The sequence below is a fragment of the Gemmiger sp. genome, assembly GCF_057431175.1.
In genome coordinates this window covers 1-22,488 of sequence record NZ_DBMDDV010000017.1, presented here as the reverse complement: position 1 = coordinate 22,488, position 22,488 = coordinate 1, and the positions used below count along the sequence as shown (strand labels likewise).

The 22,488-nt window shown below is 59.9% G+C and carries 17 protein-coding genes and 2 tRNA genes; 12 read left to right on the top strand and 7 right to left on the bottom strand.

What is annotated here, in order from left to right; translation table 11 throughout:
- The first annotated feature begins 7 nt into the window (after nt 1–7).
- The 4 genes from ACZO0A_RS07580 (at nt 8) to fucO (ending at nt 3,791) form a co-directional block, all read left to right on the top strand.
- A complete protein-coding gene (locus tag ACZO0A_RS07580) occupies nt 8–1,396 on the top strand; it encodes a V-type ATP synthase subunit B (RefSeq protein ID WP_215692196.1) in 1,389 nt (462 codons plus the stop codon).
- A gap of 172 nt (nt 1,397–1,568) precedes the next feature.
- Nucleotides 1,569–2,192 (top strand): V-type ATP synthase subunit D, encoded by a 624-nt coding sequence (locus ACZO0A_RS07575; protein WP_215692195.1) that lies wholly within the window; start codon nt 1,569–1,571, stop codon nt 2,190–2,192.
- 155 nt (nt 2,193–2,347) lie between these two features.
- Complete coding sequence (locus tag ACZO0A_RS07570; RefSeq protein ID WP_294719438.1) at nt 2,348–2,506, top strand: C2H2-type zinc finger protein; 159 nt, start codon at nt 2,348–2,350, stop codon at nt 2,504–2,506.
- A 136-nt stretch (nt 2,507–2,642) separates the two neighbouring features.
- A complete protein-coding gene (gene fucO / locus ACZO0A_RS07565; protein WP_302376179.1) occupies nt 2,643–3,791 on the top strand; it encodes a lactaldehyde reductase in 1,149 nt (382 codons plus the stop codon).
- 277 nt (nt 3,792–4,068) lie between these two features.
- Here fucO and lepA read toward each other — a convergent pair whose 3' ends face one another.
- From lepA to ACZO0A_RS07535, 6 genes are all read right to left on the bottom strand, one after another.
- Nucleotides 4,069–5,877 carry a translation elongation factor 4 gene (gene lepA / locus ACZO0A_RS07560; RefSeq protein ID WP_215692192.1) on the bottom strand — a complete coding sequence of 603 codons (1,809 nt, stop codon included), beginning with the start codon at nt 5,875–5,877 and terminating at the stop codon, nt 4,069–4,071.
- Nucleotides 5,877–7,058, bottom strand: coding sequence for an alanine racemase (gene alr / locus ACZO0A_RS07555; RefSeq protein WP_302371284.1), 1,182 nt, complete (start codon nt 7,056–7,058; stop codon nt 5,877–5,879). The genes lepA and alr overlap by 1 nt, the downstream gene beginning before the upstream one ends.
- 55 nt (nt 7,059–7,113) lie before the next feature.
- On the bottom strand, nt 7,114–8,424 hold the full coding sequence (locus tag ACZO0A_RS07550; RefSeq protein ID WP_302376181.1) for a chloride channel protein: 1,311 nt from the start codon (nt 8,422–8,424) through the stop codon (nt 7,114–7,116).
- A gap of 285 nt (nt 8,425–8,709) precedes the next feature.
- Nucleotides 8,710–8,785 (bottom strand) — tRNA-Pro (locus ACZO0A_RS07545).
- Between the two features lie 164 nt (nt 8,786–8,949).
- Nucleotides 8,950–10,998: a sensor histidine kinase gene (locus ACZO0A_RS07540; protein WP_302376182.1), complete on the bottom strand. Its 2,049-nt coding sequence runs from the start codon at nt 10,996–10,998 to the stop codon at nt 8,950–8,952.
- Between the two features lie 154 nt (nt 10,999–11,152).
- A complete protein-coding gene (locus ACZO0A_RS07535; RefSeq protein WP_302376183.1) occupies nt 11,153–11,848 on the bottom strand; it encodes a TraX family protein in 696 nt (231 codons plus the stop codon).
- A gap of 167 nt (nt 11,849–12,015) precedes the next feature.
- Between ACZO0A_RS07535 and ACZO0A_RS07530 the strand changes: the two genes are divergently transcribed.
- The 6 genes from ACZO0A_RS07530 (at nt 12,016) to ACZO0A_RS07505 (ending at nt 19,507) form a co-directional block, all read left to right on the top strand.
- On the top strand, nt 12,016–12,744 hold the full coding sequence (locus ACZO0A_RS07530) for an AzlC family ABC transporter permease (RefSeq protein ID WP_302376185.1): 729 nt from the start codon (nt 12,016–12,018) through the stop codon (nt 12,742–12,744).
- Entirely contained in the window at nt 12,737–13,036 is a 300-nt protein-coding gene (locus tag ACZO0A_RS07525) for an AzlD domain-containing protein (protein WP_291231645.1), read from the top strand. The genes ACZO0A_RS07530 and ACZO0A_RS07525 overlap by 8 nt, the downstream gene beginning before the upstream one ends.
- A gap of 44 nt (nt 13,037–13,080) precedes the next feature.
- The gene (locus ACZO0A_RS07520) at nt 13,081–15,555 is read left to right on the top strand and encodes an excinuclease ABC subunit UvrA (RefSeq protein ID WP_302376186.1); all 2,475 of its coding nucleotides are present in this window, start codon (nt 13,081–13,083) and stop codon (nt 15,553–15,555) included.
- 210 nt (nt 15,556–15,765) lie between these two features.
- Complete coding sequence (locus ACZO0A_RS07515; RefSeq protein WP_215692184.1) at nt 15,766–16,521, top strand: DeoR/GlpR family DNA-binding transcription regulator; 756 nt, start codon at nt 15,766–15,768, stop codon at nt 16,519–16,521.
- Nucleotides 16,518–17,426 (top strand): 1-phosphofructokinase, encoded by a 909-nt coding sequence (gene pfkB, locus ACZO0A_RS07510; protein ID WP_302376189.1) that lies wholly within the window; start codon nt 16,518–16,520, stop codon nt 17,424–17,426. Before ACZO0A_RS07515 ends, pfkB begins: the two co-directional genes overlap by 4 nt.
- A 155-nt stretch (nt 17,427–17,581) precedes the next feature.
- Complete coding sequence (locus tag ACZO0A_RS07505; protein WP_302376191.1) at nt 17,582–19,507, top strand: PTS fructose transporter subunit IIABC; 1,926 nt, start codon at nt 17,582–17,584, stop codon at nt 19,505–19,507.
- Between the two features lie 165 nt (nt 19,508–19,672).
- Here the strand turns inward: ACZO0A_RS07505 and ACZO0A_RS07500 are convergent, their stop codons facing one another.
- A complete protein-coding gene (locus ACZO0A_RS07500) occupies nt 19,673–20,749 on the bottom strand; it encodes a 6-phosphofructokinase (RefSeq protein WP_215692181.1) in 1,077 nt (358 codons plus the stop codon).
- 212 nt (nt 20,750–20,961) lie between these two features.
- On the opposite strand from ACZO0A_RS07500, the gene ACZO0A_RS07495 reads away from it, so the two are divergent.
- A tRNA-Tyr gene (locus ACZO0A_RS07495) sits at nt 20,962–21,046 on the top strand.
- A gap of 348 nt (nt 21,047–21,394) precedes the next feature.
- Nucleotides 21,395–22,324 (top strand): ParM/StbA family protein, encoded by a 930-nt coding sequence (locus ACZO0A_RS07490; protein WP_302376193.1) that lies wholly within the window; start codon nt 21,395–21,397, stop codon nt 22,322–22,324.
- Nucleotides 22,325–22,488 lie beyond the last annotated feature (164 nt).

Genomic DNA, 22,488 nt, shown 5'->3' with positions numbered 1-22,488 from the left:
GAATAACATGATTCTGGAACATATCGGACTTTCCCAAATCAACGGCAGTCTGGTCGTGCTGGACGACGTCAAGGGCGTGCAGTATGATGAAATGGTCGAGCTGCACCTCGACGACGGCTCCACCCGCGTGGGGCGTGTTGTCCGTGTGGACGGCGACCGCTGCGTTATCCAGGTGTTCGAGGGGACCCGCGGTCTGAGCCTGGTCAACAACCGCACGGTTATGACCGGCCACCCGATGATGATGGATTTGAGCCCCGAACTGCTGGGCCGCGTGCTGGACGGCCTGGGCCGCCCCATTGACGGCTTGGGCGATATCTACCCGGTGGCCCGCCGCGACGTCAACGGCGCGCCCATCAACCCGGTCAGCCGCGTTTACCCCCGCAACTACATCCACACCGGTATCTCGTCCATCGACTGCCTTGCCACGCTGATTCGCGGCCAGAAGCTGCCGATCTTCTCCGGCTCCGGCATGAAGCATAACGAGCTGGCTGTCCAGATCGTCAAGCAGGCCAGCGTGGCCGACGGTTCGGACTTTGCCATCGTCTTTGCCGCCATGGGCGTCAAGAACGACGTTGCCTCGTACTTCCGTGAGAGCTTCGAGAGCTGCGGTGCGATGGAGCGCGTTGTCATGCTGCTGAACCTGGCAAACGACCCCATCATCGAGCGTATCATCACCCCGCGCGCTGCGCTGACTGTGGCCGAGTATCTGGCCTTTGATCTGGGCAAGAACGTCCTGGTCATCCTGACCGATATGACAAGCTACTGCGAGGCCCTGCGCGAGTTCTCGTCCTCCAAGGGCGAGATTCCCGGCCGAAAAGGCTTCCCCGGCTACCTGTATTCTGACCTGGCGAGCCTGTACGAGCGCGCCGGTATCATCAAGGGCAGCAAGGGTTCTGTGACGCAGATTCCGATCCTGACGATGCCTGGCGACGATATCACGCACCCCATCCCCGACCTGACCGGCTACATCACCGAGGGCCAGATCGTGCTGGACCGCGGCATGGATGCCATCGGCCTGTATCCGCCGGTTTCTGTGCTGCCCAGCCTGTCCCGTCTGATGAAGGACGGCATCGGTGCGGGCTACACGCGTGAGGATCATGTCACGCTGTCCAACCAGCTGTTTGCCTGCTACGCTAAGGTGCAGGACGCCAAGGCGCTGGCAAGCGTCATCGGCGAGGAAGAACTGTCCCAGAGCGACAAGCAGCTGATGGCCTTTGGCCGTGCGTTCGAGCAGGAGTTCATCGGCCAGGGCAACACCGACCGCACGATGGAGCAGACGCTTGACCTCGGCTGGGAGCTGCTGGCGACCCTGCCGCGCAATGCGCTGGATCGCTGCGACGCCGAGACGCTGGATAAGTATTACGAGCCGGCGAAGGCGAGAATCAGTAAAAAGTAACCCCAAAGCCTTCTCCCCATGGGGGAGAAGGTGCCCTGCAGGGGCGGATGAGGGGAGAGCGTGCGGGAAATGCCCGTAGACGGGTGATAATGGCACACTCGGCCCTCATCAGTCACCTTCGGTGACAGCTTCCCCCGAAGGGGAAGCCAAAGCAGTATAAAAGGAGTACCCAATGGCACAGCAGGTTTTTCCCACAAAATCAAACCTGATGGCGACGAAGCGCAGCCTGGCGCTGGCGACCCAGGGCTATGACCTGATGGACCGCAAGCGCAATATCCTTGTGCGAGAAATGATGCAGCTGATCGACCGCGCGGCGGGCATCCAGGACCGCATCAGCGCGGCCTATGCCGAGGCCTACGAGGCCCTGAAAAAGGCCAATATCATGTTGGGCTCTGTCGGCGGCTATGCGGCCGGTGTGCCGGTGGAACGCGGCGTGCAGCTCAGCACCCGCAGCGTTATGGGCGTCGAGCTGCCCACCCTCAAGCTGAACACCACCTCGCCGCTGGGGCTGTACTACGATCTGGAATCGACAAACGGCACCATCGATGTGGCCTACCTCAAATTCAATGAGGTCAAGACCCTGACCGTCGAGTTGGCCGAGGTCGAGACAAGCGTTATCCGCCTGGCCGAGGCCATCCAAAAGACCCAGAAGCGCGCCAACGCCCTGGGCAACGTGCAGATACCCCAGATGCAAAAGACCATCAAGTCCATCGACGAGGTCCTGAGCGAACGCGAACGCGAGGAGTTCAGCCGCCTGAAGGTCATCAAGGCACAGAAAGAAAAAGAAGAGGCGTGACCCCCCAAGCCTTCTCCCTTGGGGGCGAAGGTGGCCCCGCAGGGCCGGATGAGGGGAGAACTGGCCGCAGCAGTCCCATAAACGGGCGACAGCGGCAAAGCTGCCCCTCATCAGTCCGCCTCGCGGCCGGCTTCCCCCGAGGGGGAAGCCTTTTTTTGTCCCTTGGCAAACCCATGAAAAAACCGGAAGAACTGCTGGAATGGGGCGGCACGAAAAAAGACAGCACGCTGCCGGCATTTTCCCGCCACATGATGCAGGTCAGCAAAATCAACCTGACGATTTCGATGACGCTGAACCGGTACAGCAGGGCCTAAGGACAGGCCTTGTACACTTTTCACAAACTTTGCGCCACTTTTTTGGATTGTACTGTGAAAATGGCGGTGGTATAATAACCGTAGAATATGGAAATCATCGGCCCAAAGCCGATATGTTTAAAGGAGAGAATATTCTATGGCAGATCGTATTGTTTTGAACTCTATCTCTTACCACGGCCACGGCGCTATCGAGAACATCGTTCCCGAACTGACCGCCCGCGGCTACAAAAAGGCTTTCGTCTGCTCTGACCCTGATCTGGTCAAGTTCGGCGTCACCAAGAAAGTCACCGACCTGCTGGAGGCTGCCGGTTTTGCCTATGCCCTGTACAGCGAGATCAAGCCCAACCCCACCATCAAGAACGTGCAGGACGGCGTGGCGGCTTTCCAGGCTGCCGAGGCTGACTGCATCGTGACCATCGGCGGCGGTTCTTCCATGGACACCGCCAAGGCTATCGGCATCATCATCAATAACCCTGAGTTTGCCGACGTCCGCAGCCTGGAGGGCGTTGCCCCCACCAAGAAGCACGCCGTCTTTACTATTGCTGTGCCCACCACCGCAGGCACTGCGGCCGAAGTCACCATCAACTACGTCATCACCGACGTGGAGAAGAAGCGCAAGTTCGTCTGCGTGGACACCAACGATATCCCTGAGATCGCCGTGGTTGACCCCGATATGATGTCCAGCATGCCCAAGGGCCTGACCGCTGCCACCGGCATGGACGCCCTGACCCACGCGATCGAGGGCTACATCACCAAGGGCCACTGCACCATCTCCGATATGTTCCACCTCGAGGCCATCAAGCTGATCGCCGAAAACCTGCGCGGCGCTGTGCAGAACACCCCGGAGGGCCGCGAGGGCATGGCCCTGGGCCAGTACATTGCCGGTATGGGCTTCTCCAACGTTGGTCTGGGCATCGTGCACAGCATGGCCCACGGTCTGTCTGCCCTGTATGACACCCCCCACGGCGTTGCCTGCGCCATCATCCTGCCCACCGGCCTGGAATACAACAAGACCGTTGCAGGAGAGCGTTACCGCGCCGTCGGCAAGGCCATGGGCGTGAAGGGCATCGACGAGATGAACGACACCGAGGCCGCCGACGCAACGATCGCCGAGGTCAAGAAGCTCTCTGCTGACGTCGGCATTCCCGCTGACCTGAAGGGTATTCTGAAGGAAGAGGATGTCCAGTTCCTGGCCGAGTCCGCCTTTGCCGATGCCTGTTGCCCCGGCAACCCCCGCGACACGAACGTCGAGGAAATCAAAGCACTGTACCGCAGCCTGATGTAATTACCGCATAACAACAAAATCGGGTATCCATCGTTTGGATGGATACCCGATTTTATTTTGCGGCATTGTAGGGGCCGGGCATGCCCGGCCCGCGGCCTTCCCGCAAAATCAATTTTGCCGAAAAGCTGCGGGCCGCACATGTGCGGCCCCTACAGAGTGGCAAAATTTGCAGGGCGCGGCGGGATAATAAGTAGGGGAGGGATAAATCCCTCCCCTACGAATATTTTGTTTGGAATTTCTTCGGTTCCTTCTTTGCAAAGAAGGAACAAAACCCCCGTTACGAATCCGAATCCAGTTTCAGCACCGCTGTAAACGCTTCGCTCGGCAGGGTCACGCTGCCCAGCTGGCGCATTTTCTTTTTGCCTTCCTTCTGCTTTTCCAGCAGCTTCTTTTTGCGGGTGATGTCGCCGCCGTAGCACTTGGCCAACACGTCCTTGCGCATGGCCTTGACTGTCTCGCGGGCAATGACCTTGCCGCCCACGGCCGCCTGCACAGGAATTTCAAACAGTGCGCGGGGAATGTTCTCCTTCAATTTTTCGCAGATGCGGCGGCCCTTGGCGTAGGCGTTGTCCGCAAACACGATCATCGACAGGGCATCCACGACCTCGCCATTGAGCAAAAAGTCCAGACGAACCAGCTTGCTCTCGTGCCAGCCTTCCCACTCATAGTCATAGCTGGCGTAGCCGCGGCTGCGGGATTTGATGGCGTCGAAGAAGTCATAGACAATCTCACCCAGCGGAAGCTGATAATGCAGGTCAACGCGCGTTTCGTCCATGTACTTCATGTCTACCAGCACGCCGCGCTTCGTCTGGCACAGGTCCATCAGCGGGCCGACATAATCGTTCGGCGTGTAAATGTGGGCATTGACAAACGGCTCCTCCTGTTTGACGATGCGGGTCGGATCAGGGTAGGCGGAGGGGTTGTCGATGATCTCCACCGTGCCGTCAGTCAGCGTCAGGCGGTACTGAACGCCCGGCGTCGTGGTGATGAGGTCCAGATCGAACTCGCGCTCCAACCGCTCCGTGATAATTTCCATGTGGAGCAGGCCGAGGAACCCACAGCGGAAGCCGAAGCCCAGCGCGGCACTCGTCTCCGGCTCAAAGGTCAGGCTCGCGTCGTTCAGCTGCAATTTTTCCAGCGCGTCTTTCAGATCGGGGTAGTCCGCGCCGTCGGCAGGGTAGATGCCGCAGAAAACCATCGGCGTCACGGTGCGGAAACCGGGCATCGGCTCGGCCGTCGGGTTGGCGGCCAGCGTCACGGTATCGCCGACGCGGGTGTCGCGCACAGTCTTGATGCTGGCAGTCAGGTAGCCGACCTCGCCGGCCTCCAATTTGTCGCAGGGGGTCATCTGGGTCGCGCCCATGTGGCCGACCTCCACCAGCTGGAACTCTGCGCCGGTACTCATCAGGCGGATGGTGTCACCGGGCTTGACGGTGCCCTCAAAGATGCGCACATAGACGATGACGCCCTTATAGCTGTCGTAGATGGAGTCGAAGATCAGCGCTTTCAGCGGCAGCGTCGGGTCGCCGGTGGGGGCGGGCACGTCCCGCACGACGCACTCCAAAACGTCCTTAACGCCGATGCCCAGCTTGGCGGACACGCGCGGGGCCTCCATGCAGGGCAGGCCGATGACGTCCTCGACCTCCTTCGCCACGGCGTCCGGGTCGGCGCTGGGCAGGTCGATCTTATTCAAAATCGGTACGACTTCCAGGTTGTGGTCCAGCGCCAGGTAGCAGTTTGCCAGCGTCTGGGCCTCCACGCCCTGGCTGGCGTCCACGACCAGCACTGCACCCTCGCAGGCGGCCAGGCTGCGGCTGACCTCGTACTGGAAGTCAACATGGCCCGGAGTGTCGATGAGGTTGAACTCGTAGGTCTCGCCGTCGTCGGCCTTATAGCGCATCGTCACGGCGCGGGCCTTGATGGTGATGCCGCGCTCTTTTTCAATGTCCATGTCGTCCAGCACCTGGTCGGTCATCGTGCGCTTGTCAACGCTGTCGGTCAGCTCCAGCATACGGTCGGACAGGGTGGATTTGCCGTGGTCGATGTGTGCGATAATGCAGAAGTTGCGGATGTTTTTGCGGGCCATCAGGTTTCCTCCAAATCGTTCCAGATCTCGCAGATCTTGCCGTTCTCTTTGTATACGCGGGGCACGCGGCGCGCCAGCCCGCAGACAATTTCGTAGTTGATGGTCTGGGTCTTGGCCGCAATGGTGTCGGCGGTGTCGCCGCCGCCCGGGCCAAAGACTGTGACCTCGTCGCCCATCTTGACATCAGGAATGTCCGTTACATCGAGCATAGTCTGATCCATGCAGACGCGGCCCACCACGGGGGCAGCGTGGCCGTGTATGTTCATGACGCCAAGCCCGCCGGACAAACGGCGGGGGTAGCCGTCGGCGTAGCCCACGCAGACCGTGGCAACGCGCATCGGGCGCTCGGCTGTGAAAGTGCGCCCATAGCTCACGCTCTGGCCGGGCTGCAAGTCCTTGACAAAGGTCACAACGCATTTCAGCGACATGACCGGCTGCAGGGCAGGAAAGCGGACGTCGTCGCTGGGGTCAAGCCCGTACAAAATGATGCCCGCGCGGGTCATATCGTGCCGCCACTCGGGGTGGCGCAGCTGCGCGGCCGAGTTGGCACAGTGTACGGTGCCGGTGGCAAAGCCATCGGCCTGCAAACGCGCTACCACCCTGGCAAACAGCGCATACTGCTCGTCGGTGTAGGCGGTGTCCGCAGGGGTGTTGCTGTCCGCCACGGCAAAATGCTGGAACACGCCGCAGATATCCAGCCCCGGCAGGGTGTACAGGGCTTCCAGCTCGTGGATAGTTTCATCAAACCCGGAACGCACCGCAAAGCCAATGCGGCCCATGCCGGTGTCGATTTTCAGGTGTACCTTGGCTTGTACGCCCGCCTTGACGGCGGCAGCGGAGAGTGCCTGCGCGTACTCGGTAGAAAAACAGGCCGTGGCTATGTCATTTTCTGCCAACACTGCCGCATAGGACGGGTCAGCAAAGCCCAGAATCAAAATCGGTTTTGTGATGCCGCTGCGGCGCAGGTGCCGTCCCTCGCCCAGGCTGCTGACGGCAAACGCCGCCGCACCGGCCTGCTGCAAGACGTGGGCGATGGTCGTGTCGCCGTGGCCGTAAGCGTCGGCCTTGACAACGGCACAGATATCGCCGCCTACCGCGCGGTGGATATATTCAAAATTGCTGCGCAATGCTGTCAGATCGATCTCCGCCCAGCAGTGCTTTTCCAGTGCAAGTCTACTCATAAACGCCCATTCCTCCATAACACTTAATTATACCATGGAAACAGCGTTCCCGCAACTAATTTTCGCCGTCATCGTTTGTGGTAAAATGCTTGGCATCCGTCTCGGACCAGCGGCCATGGACCCGCTGCACGCCCACAATGCGCAGCTTGGAGTGCAGAAAGTGCTGCTCACGGTAGAGGCTGAAATAGCTGGACAGCATGTACGACACCGCACAGGCCAGCGCAAACAGCGCAATGCACTGCCCGCCGAATACTTCAATCGCCAGGCAGATGGACGCCAGCGGGCTGTTGGTGCAACCGCAAAAAAGCGCCACCATACCCAGCGACGCGCCCAGCTGCGGCGGCAGACCCAGCAGCGGCGCAGCTACACAGCCGAACGTCGCCCCGGTGAAGAAGATGGGCACGATCTCGCCGCCCTTGAAACCTGCACCCAGGGTCAGCGCGGTGAACAGCATTTTTAGCAGGAACGCATACGGCACGGCCTCGCCGTTGATGGCGGCCTCGATGACGGCGGCACCGGCGCCGTTGTAGTCGGTCGTGCCGAGCAGCTTTGTCAGCGCCAGAATCAGCACGCCGCCCGCCGCAACGCGCAGATAGGCGTTGGGCAGAAATTTTTTGTAGAGCTTGGGCGCGGTGTGGAGCAGCTCACAGAAAAATATGCTCAGCGCCGCCAGCAGAGCCCCCAAAAGGATGACCCGCACCAGGTTCAGCGGTGTGGCGGCGACCTCGGCTTTCAAAACGAAGGATTCCGGCGCATGGCCCATCTGCCCGCTGATAAAAACGCCCAGCAGTGCCGAAACCAGGCAGGGGAGAAGGGCCGCGTACTGCATCGAGCCGACATCCACGACTTCCAGCGTGAAGATGGTGGCCGCCAGCGGCGTGCCGAAGATGGCCGAGAACGCGCCCGCCATGCCGCACATCGTCATTAAACGGCAGTCTCGGTTTTCCAAGTGAAACACCTTGCCGATCTGCCCGGACACTGACCCGCCCAGCAGCAGGGCCGCGCCCTCGCGCCCGCTGGAACCGCCGAACAGGTGGGTCATGACAGTGGAAGCAAAGATCAGCGGCGCGGTGCGCAGCGTCATGGGCTTGTGCTCCCGCACCGAGACGAACACCTGATTGGTGGAACCGCCGCCGTCGGGGTCGAAGTGGCTGTACAAAAACACGATGACCAGGCCCGCGATGGGCAGCAGGTACAGCAGCCACGGCTGGGCCGCGCGGGTGGCGTTGGCCCAGTTCAGCGCCAGTCCGAACGCTGCACCCAGCGGCCCGACAACACACCCCACCAGCGCCGCCAGCACCAGCCACTTGGCGCACACCGCCAGATACCCCGCCGCGCTGCGCAGACAGTGCCTGACCTTTCCCATAAAGATTCCCTCCCGAATATTCCGAAATTTGAGATTATTATAGCGTTTTTGCGGGGAAAAGACAACAGAAAAATACCCTGCCAGGGGCAACTCGGCAGGGTATCGCTTCCATGGTGAGGTTATGCAGCACCACGTATACAGGGGCACAGGCTTTGCAGCGTGGCAGCGTAGAAGAACATATACTTGAATAGCTGGACAGCAAAGGCGCGTATCTGTATGCAGCGCGGTAAAAAATGCGGTATAATACAAAAAGACCACCCGGAAACAAACGTTTCTGGGTGGTTTTGGTCGAGGTGACAGGACTCGAACCTGCGGCCTCGTGGTCCCAAACCACGCGCGCTACCAACTGCGCAACACCTCGTTCTTATAACTTACTTATTATAATACACAAGCGGCGCGGGCGTCAAGCCCTGGCTCAACAAAAAAGCGGCCCTGTCGTATTCATATTTCAGGTACTCGGCAAAGGTGATGGGCTTTTGGTCGGCAAAAAATGTTTTTCCCGGGGGAAAATTTCCTCTCTGCAAGTTATTTCAGATTTTTCCGCAGTGCGGCCAACAGGGCGTTCACGCTGATGGGTTTGGAGATATGGTCATTCATGCCGGCGTCAAACGCGCGTTGCTTATCTTCTTCAAAGGCGTTGGCCGTCATGGCGATGATGGGCACGGTGGACCGGGCATCAGGCAAAGCGCGGATGGCCTGCGCTGCCTGGTAGCCGTCCATGCGGGGCATCTGGATATCCATGAGCACGGCGTCGTAGTACCCGGCGGGTTTTGCACCCAAAAGCTCCAGGCAGCGGATACCGTCCTCAGCGCGGTTAACGATCATGCCGTTCTCCTGCAGGATCGTCAGCGCGATCTCGGCGTTTAGGTCGTTGTCCTCGGCCAGCAGCAGGTGCTTTCCTGCCAGCCCAGCGGCGGGGTCGGCGGGCTGCTCGCGCTGCTGGATCAGCTCTTCTTTGCTGATGACAGGGAAGGGGATAACAACCGTGAAGGTCGAACCCTTACCAACAGTGCTCTCGACATCGATGGTACCGCCCATGAGCTGGACGAGCGACTTGACGATGGGCAGGCCCAGGCCGGTGCCGATGACGCGGCTCTCGGTGCTGGTGTGCTCACGAGAAAACTCCTCAAACAGGTGGGGGAGATATTCCGCACTCATACCGATGCCGTCATCCTGCACGACAGCCTTGTAACGCACGGTGCCGGGCGTTTCGCCGGGCAGTTCGGTCATGGTGAAATCGACGCGGCCGCCCTCGGGTGTGTACTTGATGGCGTTGCTGATGATATTTAAGAAAATTTCGCGTACCTTCGTTTGGTCGCTGCGCACATAGGGATGTTGGATATCGATGGTGCAGGTGGTGGTGATGTGCTTTTCGTCGGCCAGTGGGTCAAACACGGCTTTCAGCGAGGCGGCAAGCTCGTTGATGTCAGACGGCTCAAGCTTCAAGGCAGCCTTGCCGCTCTCAATGCGGGCCATTTCCAGCACATAGTTAATGAGGGAGAGCAGGAAATCGCTGGACGAACGTATTTTTCCCAGATAATCCAGCGCACGATCCCGCTCGTCCAGGTGGGCTGCCAGTAGCCCTGCATAGCCAATGATGGCGTTCATCGGGGTGCGGATGTCATGGCTCATATTAAAAAGGAACCGCGTTTTGGCAACGTTGGCGGCCTGTGCCTCCCGTGCGGCCTTTTCCAGCTCGGCGGCGTGGACGGCGTCCTTGTAGCGGCGCAGTTCAAACTGCCAGTAGCCGGCTGCGGCCAGCGCGGGCAGCACCAGCAGCAAAAGCACATCAAAGGCTTCCTGGGTCGGGGTGATCCAGCCCGTGGCCGGGCGTATCTCAAAATACCAGGTATCGTTGGGCACGGCGCAGGCAACTTCCAGTGTGTTCGGTCCCACGGGGCGGTCGCCCTGGGCAATGACGATCCGCTCACCGTTGTGGCCCTCCTTCCAAATCAGGTACTCGTAGGAGGCATCCTGTAATTTGTCGATTTGGATTTCATCGAGAAAGCTCTCCCAGTCCAGCACCAGGACGGAGAAGCCCCAGTATTTTTGGCTGCCGTCCGCGCCGGTGGTGTAGATAGGATCGAACAGCAGTGCGCCGGTGCCGCCCTGCACCAGCTGAAACGGCCCGGCAATCGTGTACTGGCCGCTCTCCTTGGCAAGGCTGGCTTCAACTTTGCGCTCGGGGTGCCGGAGCATATTCAGCCCCAGGACGTCGGCGTTGCTCGCCTTCGGGTAAACGCTGCGCACGACGCCGTTCGGGGCCAGCTCTACGGCCTTGATAATGCCGTCCTCGTTGTACATAAGCTTGGACAGTGCGGCAAAATCGCTGTCACTGATTTCATACCCGGACTCAACGATGCTTTTCAGCAGCTCGGACTCCGCCAGGTAGCGGTTGAGCTGGGCCTCCACATTGGCGACGGTGGCCTCCGCCGTGTAGGACGCCTTGAGCTGTTCGCGCATGACGATGCTGCGGGTGAAAAATGCCAACGCCGCCAGCAACACAAGAAACATGAGGATAAAGACGAGAACTGCCCGTTTTACAATGACATTCTGGTCGTTTCTCTTTTTCATATCTTCAACTCCCTGTGGGGGATTTTTATGCAAAGTTACATATAACCATTATAGTTGTTTGGCGGGCAAGTTGCAAGCAGGGCCTGAAAATCTGAACAAAACCCTGAACAAAACCGAACAAAAAAGCCGTATGCGGCAAAGCATACGGCAAAATTCACGCAAGGATGCGGATCAGCCCCAGCACCAGCAGGTGTGCCGGGTAAAACGTATAGAAGAACCACTTGGAAAAGCTGCGCCCCCGCCGGGCACGCTGCCCATTGTAAAGGTAGAGGATGACGAACCCGGCAGCGAGGATGGGCACCGCGCAGCCGACGGTTTCCGCCAGTGAGCCGCTGCCAAGGCCTGCCATGCCGCCATAGAGCACTGCCGCCGCGGCAAAGGCAATCTGCTTGCGCGGGCGGGAATCCCGCGCCCAAATAAACAGCAGTGTGAACACCGGGGCCAGCAGCGCCCAATCGCAGAAGAGCGACGTGCAAATCAACAACACAATGGCCGCCCCGCGCAGCACGCGGTCGTGGATTCTTTCCTGCGCCAGCAGCACCAGAAAGCAGAGCAGCAGGGTGAACAGCATATTGAACTGCACAAAGCCCGCAATGCCATTTTCCGGGAAAGCCAGCTGGTAGGGCAGCTGTGCCAGTACAGCAAACCCCAGCAGCCGCCCGGCGTATTTGCGTTTGGAGCGGGTGTAACCGTACCCCTCGACGAGGAAATAGCACATTGTCACGGCGGTAAAATAGCCAATGTAAAGGCACAAATTGGTATACCACATCCCGGCGGGCAGAAACACATTGGCAATGTGGTTGATAAGCATGGTGAGCATGGCAATATATTTGATGGCATCGCGGGACATGGGGAGAACTCCTTTTTTCAAGTATCACATCTATTATACTTACGATATATCCTGGGGGCAATATTGCAAAGCTCATAAAAATTCTGCGGCGGACATCCGGCCCGCCCTCTTTCTTTTCCTGCGCATCTGCGTTATAATAAAACGCGGTGAAAGGAAGATACAGGAATATGGAACAATCTACAAAATTCAGCCGCAAGGTGTTCTGTGACGGTATGCGAGACGGGTTCCCCATTGCCTTGGGGTATTTTGCCGTCGCGTTCTCGCTGGGCATTGCGGCACGCAATGCGGGGCTGACCCCGGTGCAGGGCTTTTTAGCCAGCATCCTCAATAACGCTTCGGCGGGGGAGTATGCGGCGTTCACCCTGATCGCCGCTAAGGCGACCTATTGGGAGGTCGCGGTCATTACGCTGATCGCGAACGCGCGGTATCTCTTGATGAGCTGCGCCCTGGCCCAGCGGTTCTCGCCCGAGACGCCGTTTTTTCATCGGCTGCTCATCGGGTATGATGTGACCGACGAGCTGTTCGGCATTACCATCGCGCGGCCCGGGTACTTGAACCCCTACTACACCTACGGCGCGATCCTGCTGGCCGCGCCCGCCTGGGCCATCGGCACGGCGCTGGGCATTATCGCGGGCAATGCGCTGCCGCTGCGGGTTGTCAGTGCGCTGAGCGTGGCGCTGTACGGTATGTTTTTGGCTATCATCATCCCGCCGGCCCGCAAAAACCGCATTGTGGCGGCGCTGGTGGTCATCAGCTTTGTGCTGAGCTTCGCCTGTGAGTATCTGCCCGGCATCTCGGCATTGTCCGGCGGCACGCGGACCATTATTTTAACGGTGGTCATCTCGGCGGCAGCTGCGGTGCTGTTCCCGGTCAAGCAGGAGGCAGACCATGAATAACTACATTTATATAGCGGTCATGTTCGCGGTGTCCTACACCATCCGCATTTTGCCGCTGACGCTGATCCGCAAGCCCATCAAAAACCAATTCATCCAGTCGTTCTTGTACTACGTGCCCTATGTGACGCTGGCGGTCATGACCTTCCCGGCCATCATTGAGGCGACCCAGACGCCCATTTCCGGCGCGGCGGCACTGGCGGCAGGCATCTTCGCCGCCTGGTGCGGCGCAGGGCTGTTCCCGGTATCGGTGATCTGCTGTGTACTGGTGTTTGTGATTGAACTATTCGTGTAGGGCGGCCAATGGCCGCCCCTACAATTTGCAGAACGAGGAATCCCATGATAAACACTATCCAAATCCGCGGGGCGCGGGTGCATAACTTAAAAAACATCGACGTCGATGTGCCGCTGAATAAAATCGTCGGCATTGCGGGCGTGTCCGGGTCGGGCAAGTCGTCGCTGGCACTGGGCGTGCTCTACGCCGAGGGTTCGCGACGCTACCTGGATGCCCTGTCCACCTACACCCGCCGCCGCATGACCCAGGCCGCCAAGGCCCAGGTCGATGAAGTTCTCTACGTGCCTGCCGCGCTGGCGCTGCACCAGCGGCCCGGTGTGCCCGGCATCCGCAGCACCTTCGGCACCGGAACGGAACTCTTGAACAGTCTGCGCCTGATGTTCTCCCGCCTGGCGAGCCACCGCTGCCCGAACGGCCATTACATCCCGCCGACGCTGAACGTTGCCGCCGAGCAGCCGATTTACTGCCCGGAGTGCGGCGCACGCGTCCGTGCGCCGTCGGCAGAGGAACTTGCCTTCAACAGCCAGGGCGCTTGCCGCACCTGTGATGGCACCGGCATGGTGCGCACCGTGGACCGGGCCACCCTTGTGCCTGACGATTCTCTGACCATCGACGAGGGGGCCGTCGCACCGTGGAACAGCCTGATGTGGAGCCTGATGACCGATGTCTGCCGCGCCATGGGGGTGCGCACAGACGTACCGTTCCGTGAACTGACAGACAAAGAGAAAGACATTGTTTTTAACGGTCCGGCCGAGAAAAAGCACATCTTCTACAAGGCAAAAAGCACCCCCGAGGCGGGCGAGCTGGACTTTACCTACTTTAACGCCGTCTACACCGTTGAGAACGCCCTCGCCAAAGTCAAGGACGAGAAGGGCATGAAGCGGGTGGAGAAATTCCTGCGGGTGGACACCTGCCCTGACTGCGGCGGTTCGCGCCTGTCGGAGGCCGCTCGTGCGCCAAAACTGCGGGGCATCGGCCTGGACGAGGCCTGCAAAATGACGCTGACCGCCCTGTGCGACTGGGTGGACGGCGTACCCGCCAGCCTGCCGCCTGAAATGCGCCCCATGGCCGAGAGCATCTGCGAGTCCTTCCGCGTCGGCGCGAAGCGGCTGCTGGATTTGGGGCTGGGCTACCTGACGCTGGACCGCGCGTCCGCGACGCTCTCCACCGGGGAACGCCAGCGCATGCAGCTGGCCCGCGCCGTTCGCAACCGCACCACCGGCGTGCTGTACGTGCTGGATGAGCCATCCATCGGGCTGCACCCCTCGAACATCGTCGGCCTGAACGGCGTCATGCACGACCTGATTGCCGACGGCAACTCGGTCGTCCTTGTCGACCACGACACCCAGGTGTTGGCAGAATCGGACTACATCATCGAGATGGGCCCCGAGGCCGGTGCAGGCGGCGGGCGTATCATTGCCCAGGGCACCGTGCCCGAGCTGACTGCCAACGCCGCGTCACAGATCGGGCCGTTTTTGGGCGGGCAAGGGAGCGTGACGCCCCAAAACCGCCCCGCCGAGGAACTGTTTGCCGAGGGGCGCATCCACCTTTCCACCGGCACCATCCACACGGTCAAGCCGCTGGAAGTAGATATCCCGAAAGGCCGCCTGACCGTCGTGACCGGCGTGTCCGGGTCGGGCAAGACAACGTTGATTTTGGAAAGCCTTGTCCCGGCGCTGGCGGCCAAAACCAGCGGCGCGGCCCTGCCTGCCCACGTCAAAGATGTGCAGGCCGTGGGTATCGGGCAGGTAAAGCTCATTGATGCAACGCCTATCGGCATCAACGTCCGCTCCACCGTGGCGACCTACGCCAATGTCCACGACGAGCTGCGCAAGGTCTTTGCCCGCACGCCGGACGCCAAGCGGCTGGGGTACAAGGCGGGCGATTTCTCCTACAACACGGGCAAACTGCGCTGCCCGGTCTGCGACGGCACAGGCACCATCAGCCTGGACGTGCAGTTTTTGCCCGACGTGGAGATCCCCTGCACGGCCTGCCGCGGCTCTCGCTATGCGCCGGAGGCCGACGCCGTCTACCACGAGAATAAGCATGGCGGGGCCTACACACTGCCCGAGCTGATGGATATGGACATCAACACGGCGCTGACGGCTTGCACAGACTTAAAATTGGTGACACAGCGTTTAAAAGTGCTGCAAGACTTGGGCCTTGGCTACCTGACCCTGGGCGAGGAAACGCCGAGCCTTTCCGGCGGCGAGGCCCAGCGGCTGAAATTGGCCAGCGAGATGGGCAAGGCCCAGGGCGACACGGTGTTCGTCTTTGACGAGCCGACCATCGGCCTGCACCCGCTGGACGTGCGCACCCTGCTGGGGGTGTTCCGCACGCTGATCGAGAACGGCGCGACGGTCATTGTCATTGAGCACGACCTGGATGTCATCCGCAGCGCAGATTATATCATTGATATGGGCCCCGGCGGCGGGGAAGAGGGCGGCTGCATCGTGGCGGCCGGGACGCCTGCGGAGATTAAAGCGATCCCCGAGAGCAGGACGGGGAAGTTTATTTGACATACAACTTAAAAAGGCTTCTCCCTTGGGGGAAGCCTTTTTTATTTTGTACATCCTGCACAAAATTATCACGTGATTTTTGGCGATTGAAAATGACTGAAAATGATTGATTTTGACGGGGAATCTGCTATAATACAGATACAGCCAGTCATAAAACATCATAAATCACCAAAAACAGTCAAACAATGACCGGGAAAGGAGCAACACCCCATGTTAGCCGAAGAACGCTTTGCCTTGATTTTAAACCTGCTGGCGGAGAAACGCACCGCCACCGTGCAGGAGCTTTGCGAGGCGCTGAACGCCAGCGAGTCCACGATCCGCCGAGATTTGACCGAACTTGACCGGCAGGGCCGCTTGAACAAGGTCCACGGCGGCGCAACACTGCCGGACGGCCAATTCCTGGCTGACGAGCCGACGATGGCCGCAAAGGAAACGCTGGCTGTCGGCCAAAAGCGCAGCATCGCTCAGGCGGCAGCCGACCTTGTCCGCGCCGGGGATTTCGTCTACATCGACGCAGGCTCCACCACGCTGGCTATGGTCCGTGCCCTCAGCGGCCCCGCGCTGGATGCCCACTACGTCACCAACGGCATCGCCCACGCGCGGCTGCTGGCGCAAAAAAGCTGCAACGTCTGCGTGCCCGGCGGTCTGCTGCGCCCCAAGACCGAGGCCATCATCGGCGCGGCGGCACTGACGAGTTTACAGCAGTTCAACTTCACGAAGGCCTTTCTGGGGGCCAACGGCGTGGCGCTGGGCGCAGGCTTCACGACCCCTGACCCCGAGGAGGCTGCCGTCAAGGCCATGGCCTCCCGCCGTGCGCGGGAAACCTGGTTCCTCGTGGATGACTCCAAGTTCGGGCGGGTCTACCCGGCGGTCATCAGCGAACTTTACGGCGGCGCGATTCTGACGAACCGCTGCCCCGAACCGAAATACAAGCAGCTGACACTGGTAAAGGAGACGGAACTATGATCTATACAGTGACCTTCAATCCGGCCATCGATTACGTGGTGCGGCTGGACCGTGAGTTGGCCGTCGGCGACGTGAACCGCGCCAAAGGCGAAGACTGCGTGCTGGGCGGCAAGGGCATCAACGTGTCCGGTGTGCTGGCGCAGCTGGGGTGCGAGAGCGTGGTCCTCGGCTTTGTGGCAGGGGAGACCGGTGCGTGGCTGGAGCGCGGCCTGGTCGCCCAGGGGCTGAAAACCGACTTCGTCCATCTCGACCACGGCATGACCCGCATCAACGTCAAGATCAAGGCCGGGCAGGAGACCGAGCTGAACGGCGCAGGCCCCGACATCCCTGAAAGCGCCATGCAGGCGTTGGAAGAAAAGCTCGATCGCCTGCAAAAGGGCGATATCCTGATTCTGGCGGGCAGCATCCCGGCCAGCCTGGCGCAGACGACCTATGAGCGCATCCTGGCCCGGCTGGAAGGCCGCGACATCCGTGCCGTCGTGGACGCCACCCGCGATTTGCTGGTGAATGTGCTGCGGTATAAGCCGTTCCTCATCAAGCCGAACAACCACGAACTGAGCGAGATCGCCGGCGTCAAACTGACGAACGATAACGAGATCGTCACCGCCGCCAGGATGATGCAGGCGAAGGGGGCGCGCAACGTGCTGGTCAGCATGGCGGGCGACGGTGCGCTGTTGCTGGACGAGCAGGGCGGTGTACACCGCATCGGCTGCCCGAAGGGCAAGGTCGTCAACAGCGTCGGTGCGGGGGACAGCATGGTGGCCGGTTTTGTGGCCGGTTATCAGCAGAGCGGCGGTGACTACGCCGCAGCCCTCAAGCTCGGCACCGCCTGCGGCAGTGCCACCGCGTTCAGCCTGGGACTGGCGACAAAAGCGGATATTGATAAGCTGCTCAAGACGATGTGAGTAGACCGTGACTTGCAGGGGCCGATGCAAGTATCCGCTCCTGCAAAGACGTGCGGCCCGCAACTTAGCCATAAATGCGCATTTCCCATAAAGCCGAGGGCCGGGTATGCCCGGCCCCTACACCTCAATAGAAACAAACGAAGGAGACAAATCGTATGCGTATCACGGAACTGTTCACTGCGCAGTCCATCGCGCTGGATGTTGCGGCACCCGACCAGGCCGCTATCCTTGACAAGCTCGTGGAGCTGCAGGCCACCCACGGCAACATCACCGACAAGGACGCCTACAAAAAGGCCCTCTACGCCCGCGAAGCCGAAGCCTCCACCTATGTGGACAACGGCATCACGGTCCCGCACGCCCGCACGGCCTGCGTGACTCGCCCCAGTCTGGCCGCCCTGCGTTTGAGCGCACCGGTGCAGTACAACCCTGACGACGACGGCAAGACCGACCTGCTGTTTGCCATTGCCGCGCCGGAAAACGGCAGCCTGCACATTGATATGCTGGCCCGCATGATGCAGATGCTGATGAACGACGACTTTGTCGAAAAGCTCCGTGCCGCCAAGACGCCCGCTGAATTTTTGGACGCCATCGACGCGCAGGAGGATGCCCAGTTCGGCGAGGAAAGCTTTACCCAGCAGGAAATCCCCCAGAGCGGCTACCGCGTGCTGGCCGTCACAGCCTGCCCCAACGGCATTGCCCACACCTACATGGCCGCCGAGGCCCTGACCAAGATGGGGGACAAGCTGGGTCTGCCCACGAAAGTTGAAACGAACGGATCCGACGGCGCGAAAAACGTGCTGACGCCCGAGGAAATCGCCGCCTGCGACGGTATCATCATTGCGGCGGACAAGAATGTCGAGACGGCCCGCTTTGACGGCAAGCCGGTCATTTTTGCCCGCGTGGATGACGGCATCCACAAACCGGAGGAGCTTATCAAGAAAATTGCTCACGGCGAAGCGCCCATCTACCGCGCCGAGGCCGGGGCCAAGGCCCAGCAGAGCGCAGGCGGTGCGAGCGACAGCCTTGGTCACAGCCTGTACAAGCATCTGATGAACGGTGTATCGCATATGCTGCCCTTCGTTGTGGGCGGCGGCATCATGATCGCGCTGGCATTTTTGCTGGACGATTACACCATTGACCCTTCCAACTTTGGCATGAACACGCCGGTGGCGGCCTTCTTCAAGACCGTGGGCAACGCGGCGTTCGGCTATATGCTGCCGATTCTGGCAGGTTTTATCGCCATGTCCATTGCGGACCGCCCGGGCCTGGCCGTCGGCTTTGCGGGCGGCGTGCTGGCCATGAACGGCACGAACTTTGCGGGCCTTGCCAGCGGTGACACCACCGGAATTTCCGGCGGTTTTCTGGCGGCGCTGCTGGCCGGTTTCGCCGCGGGCTACATTGTGCAGTTCCTCAAGAAAATCACCGAGAAGCTGCCTGTCAGCCTGAACGGCATCCGCCCGATGCTGATTTACCCCTTGGGCGGTATCCTCGTCACTGGTTTGGTCATGTGCGGCATCAACCCGGTCATGGGCATCATCAACACGGCCATGACCGACTGGCTGAACGCCATGGGCGACACGTCCAAGGTGATGCTGGGCGCAATCGTCGCGGGTATGATGAGCATTGACATGGGCGGCCCTTTCAACAAGGCGGCTTATGTGTTTGGCACGGCAGCGCTGGCTGCCGGCAACTACGAGGTCATGGCGGCTGTTATGGTCGGCGGCATGGTCCCGCCCATCGCCATCGCGCTGTCCACCACCTTCTGCCCCAAAAAGTGGAGCCCCGACGAGCGCCGCAACGGCATTGTCAACTATGTCATGGGTCTCTGCTTTGTCTCCGAGGGAGCGATCCCCTATGCGGCAGCAGACCCGCTGCGTGTGCTGCCCAGCTGCATCATCGGCTCGGCGCTGGCCGGTTCGCTCTCGATGGTGTTCGGCTGCGCCCTGCGCGCACCCCACGGCGGTATCTTCGTGTTCCCGGTCGTGGATCATGCCCTGCTCTACGTCGTCGCCCTGGCCGTCGGTTCGGCGGTGGGCGCGCTGATTTTGAGCCTGCTGAAGAAAGAGTACGTGGAAGAATAAGCACAGAAACCATGCAAGGCCGCCCCGGCAAAGGGGCGGCCTTTTGGCGTGCCGTAGGGGAGGAGACGGCGTTCCCGACGACCCGGCAACGCCGCAGACGTAAAAATCCCCGCTCCCTGTGCCGCGGGCGGCAGAGGAGCGGGGATTGGATATTTTGCGGAAAAATCAGCCCAGGCTGATGCCCATAGCGCGGGCAACGTTCAGCATATCGCAGTCGCCGGGCACGCCGCGGGTCTTACCGGCAATGTCGGCCAGCGGGTTGGCGGTGACGTGGCGGTTGACCATGGCGACGGTCACGCCGTAGTGCTCGTCCGCCACCAGCCCGGCCGCGTAGGAGCCAAACTGGGTCGCCAGCACGCGGTCGTAGGCGCTGGGGCTGCCGCCGCGCTGCATGTGGCCGGGTACGCAGATGCGGGTCTCGGCACCGGTCAGCTCCTCCACCTGCTTTGCAATGCGGGCGGTGGCGGTGGTGTAACCGGCCTCGGCACGCTTGGCGGTCCACTCCTTGCGCTTCATCTTGGCCTCTTCCACCGAGAACGCACCCTCGGCCACGGCCAAAATCGAAAAGTTCTTGCCCGCCTTGGCACGGTTTTCGACTGCGGCGGCGACCTTCTTGATATCGTAGGGCAGCTCGGGCAGCAGGATGATATCCGCGCCGCCCGCAATGCCGGCGTAGAGCGTCAGCCAGCCGGCCTTGTTGCCCATGATCTCAATGCACATCACGCGGCTGTGGCTGCCCGCCGTGGTGTGGATGCGGTCGATGACCTCGGTGGCAATGTCCACGGCAGTGTGGAAGCCGAAGGTGACGTCGGTGCCGTAGATGTCGTTGTCGATGGTCTTAGGCAGGCCGATGATGTTCAGCCCTTCCTGGCTGAGCAGGTTCGCGGTCTTGTGGGTGCCGTTGCCGCCTAGGCAGAGCAGGCAGTCCAGCTTGGCGGCGCGGTAGTTTTTCTTCATCGCGGCGACCTTGTCCACCTTGTCGTCTTCGACCACGCGCATCTTTTTAAAGGGGGTGCGCTTGGTGCCCAGGATGGTGCCGCCCACGGTCAGGATGCCGGAGAACTCGTCGGGGGACATCTCACGGTAGTTGCCGTTGATCAGGCCGTCGTAGCCGTTCATGATGCCGACGATCTCGACTTTGTCGCCCATGCGGTGATAAAGGGCCTTTGCCACACCGCGCAGGGTGGCGTTCAGGCCGGGGCAGTCGCCGCCGGAAGTAAGGATACCAACACGAATCGCCATAGTAAAACCTCCCAATGCTGTATTTATACTATATTATAAATGTACGCTAACCCAAACCGGATGTCAAGAAAAGTTTTTACACGATGCTGCGACGGAAACAAACTTTTTTGAAAAAATCGCAAAAAAATTTAAAAAAGGGCTTGCAATTTAGAATCTGCTTTGCTATAATAACATACGTCGCCGGGAGACACGGCAGACACAAAACCAAATATGGGAGCTTTCCCGAGTGGCCAATGGGGACAGACTGTAAATCTGCTGCTTAATGCTTCGGTGGTTCGAATCCACCAGCTCCCACCATAAGACTGTGATAAAAAAGATGTCACAGTCTTTTTTCTTTGTTGTAGCGTCGAAAATCGGCGATTTCGCCAACCAATTTTTGAACACGGTTTTACAGTGTTGTCCAACCATTTTTGGGCGGTTTGCCCACCCTGAAGCCCACTTTTTCTGCCGTTTTTTGGAATTTGGCAGGGGAGGGGGCAATTTTTTTGAGAAAAAACAGAATAAATCCTGCTGTTTTCAGAATGTTTTCAATTTCCCCGCAGCCAATTTCCTGTTGGTTGCGGGGATTTTTCGTTTTTTCCGGCAGTTTTCATTTTGTTTTCAAGTTTTCCATTTTATACCCATTTAAGAAAGCGAGGAATTCTCATGAGCATCATTATCGGTATCGACCACGGCTACTACGCCATCAAGACAGCACACTGCTCGTTCCCGGCAGGGCTTACAAGCTACGGAGAACATGAACCCTACACCCGCCAAGGACTCTTAGAGTTTGGAGGGTGCTTTTTTGTTTGCGGCACCGGGCGGCAGCCTATCCAGCGGGATAAAACCGTGAACGACAACTATTACCTGCTGACGCTGGCTGCCATCGCCAAAGAAATCCAGCAGCGTGGTTTGCCGCCCGAATGTTCTGTGCGCATTGCGGCGGGTCTGCCGCTGACGAGTTTCGGACGCGACAAACCCAAGTTCAGAGATTATCTGCTGCGGAGCAACCAGCCTGTGAACTACAAGTTCGAGGGCGTGGCGTACAGCATTACGATTGAGGAAGTTGCTGTCTTCCCACAAGGCTACGCCGCCCTTATGACCGAAGTGGGGCTTTTGCAGGATGAACCCTCTATGCTCCTCATGGATCTCGGCGGGTGGACGGTGGACCTCATGCGCATCGACAACGCCATCCCTGCGGCTGACACTGCGCACAGCTTGGAACTCGGCATGATTCGCTGCGTGGATGACATCCGTGAGCAGGTGCGCCGCGAAACCGGGCTGTCGCTGACGGATGCCCAAATCGAAAATATGCTGGTAGGTCAGCCCTGCACGGTCAGCGATACGGTGCGCGACATTGTAAACAAACAAGGTCGCAAGTACACAGAGCATCTGCTGTCCGCCACGATGGAAGCCGGCTTCGACCTGCACGCCATCCCCGCCGTGCTATTAGGCGGCGGCGCATCGGTGGTGAGCCGCCACCTCAGCCCCAAAGACGGGCTTTGTAAGACAATCTTTCTGCTGGACGACAAGGTGAACGCAGTAGGGTTCGAACGCGCGTTGACCGCCGTGTCGCGCCGTAAAAGCGAGGCATGAAACGACCGCAGTATGTTTTCCGCCCGAACCTCAACGACCCGCAACACCGTCGCGCATGGGTGTTGCTGCAGCAGATGCCGTCAGCCCGCCGCAAGGAGTTTCTGGTACAAGCCATCCTTGCGGCAGAACAAACGGATAGGCTGGAAGAAAGCATCCGCAAGGTG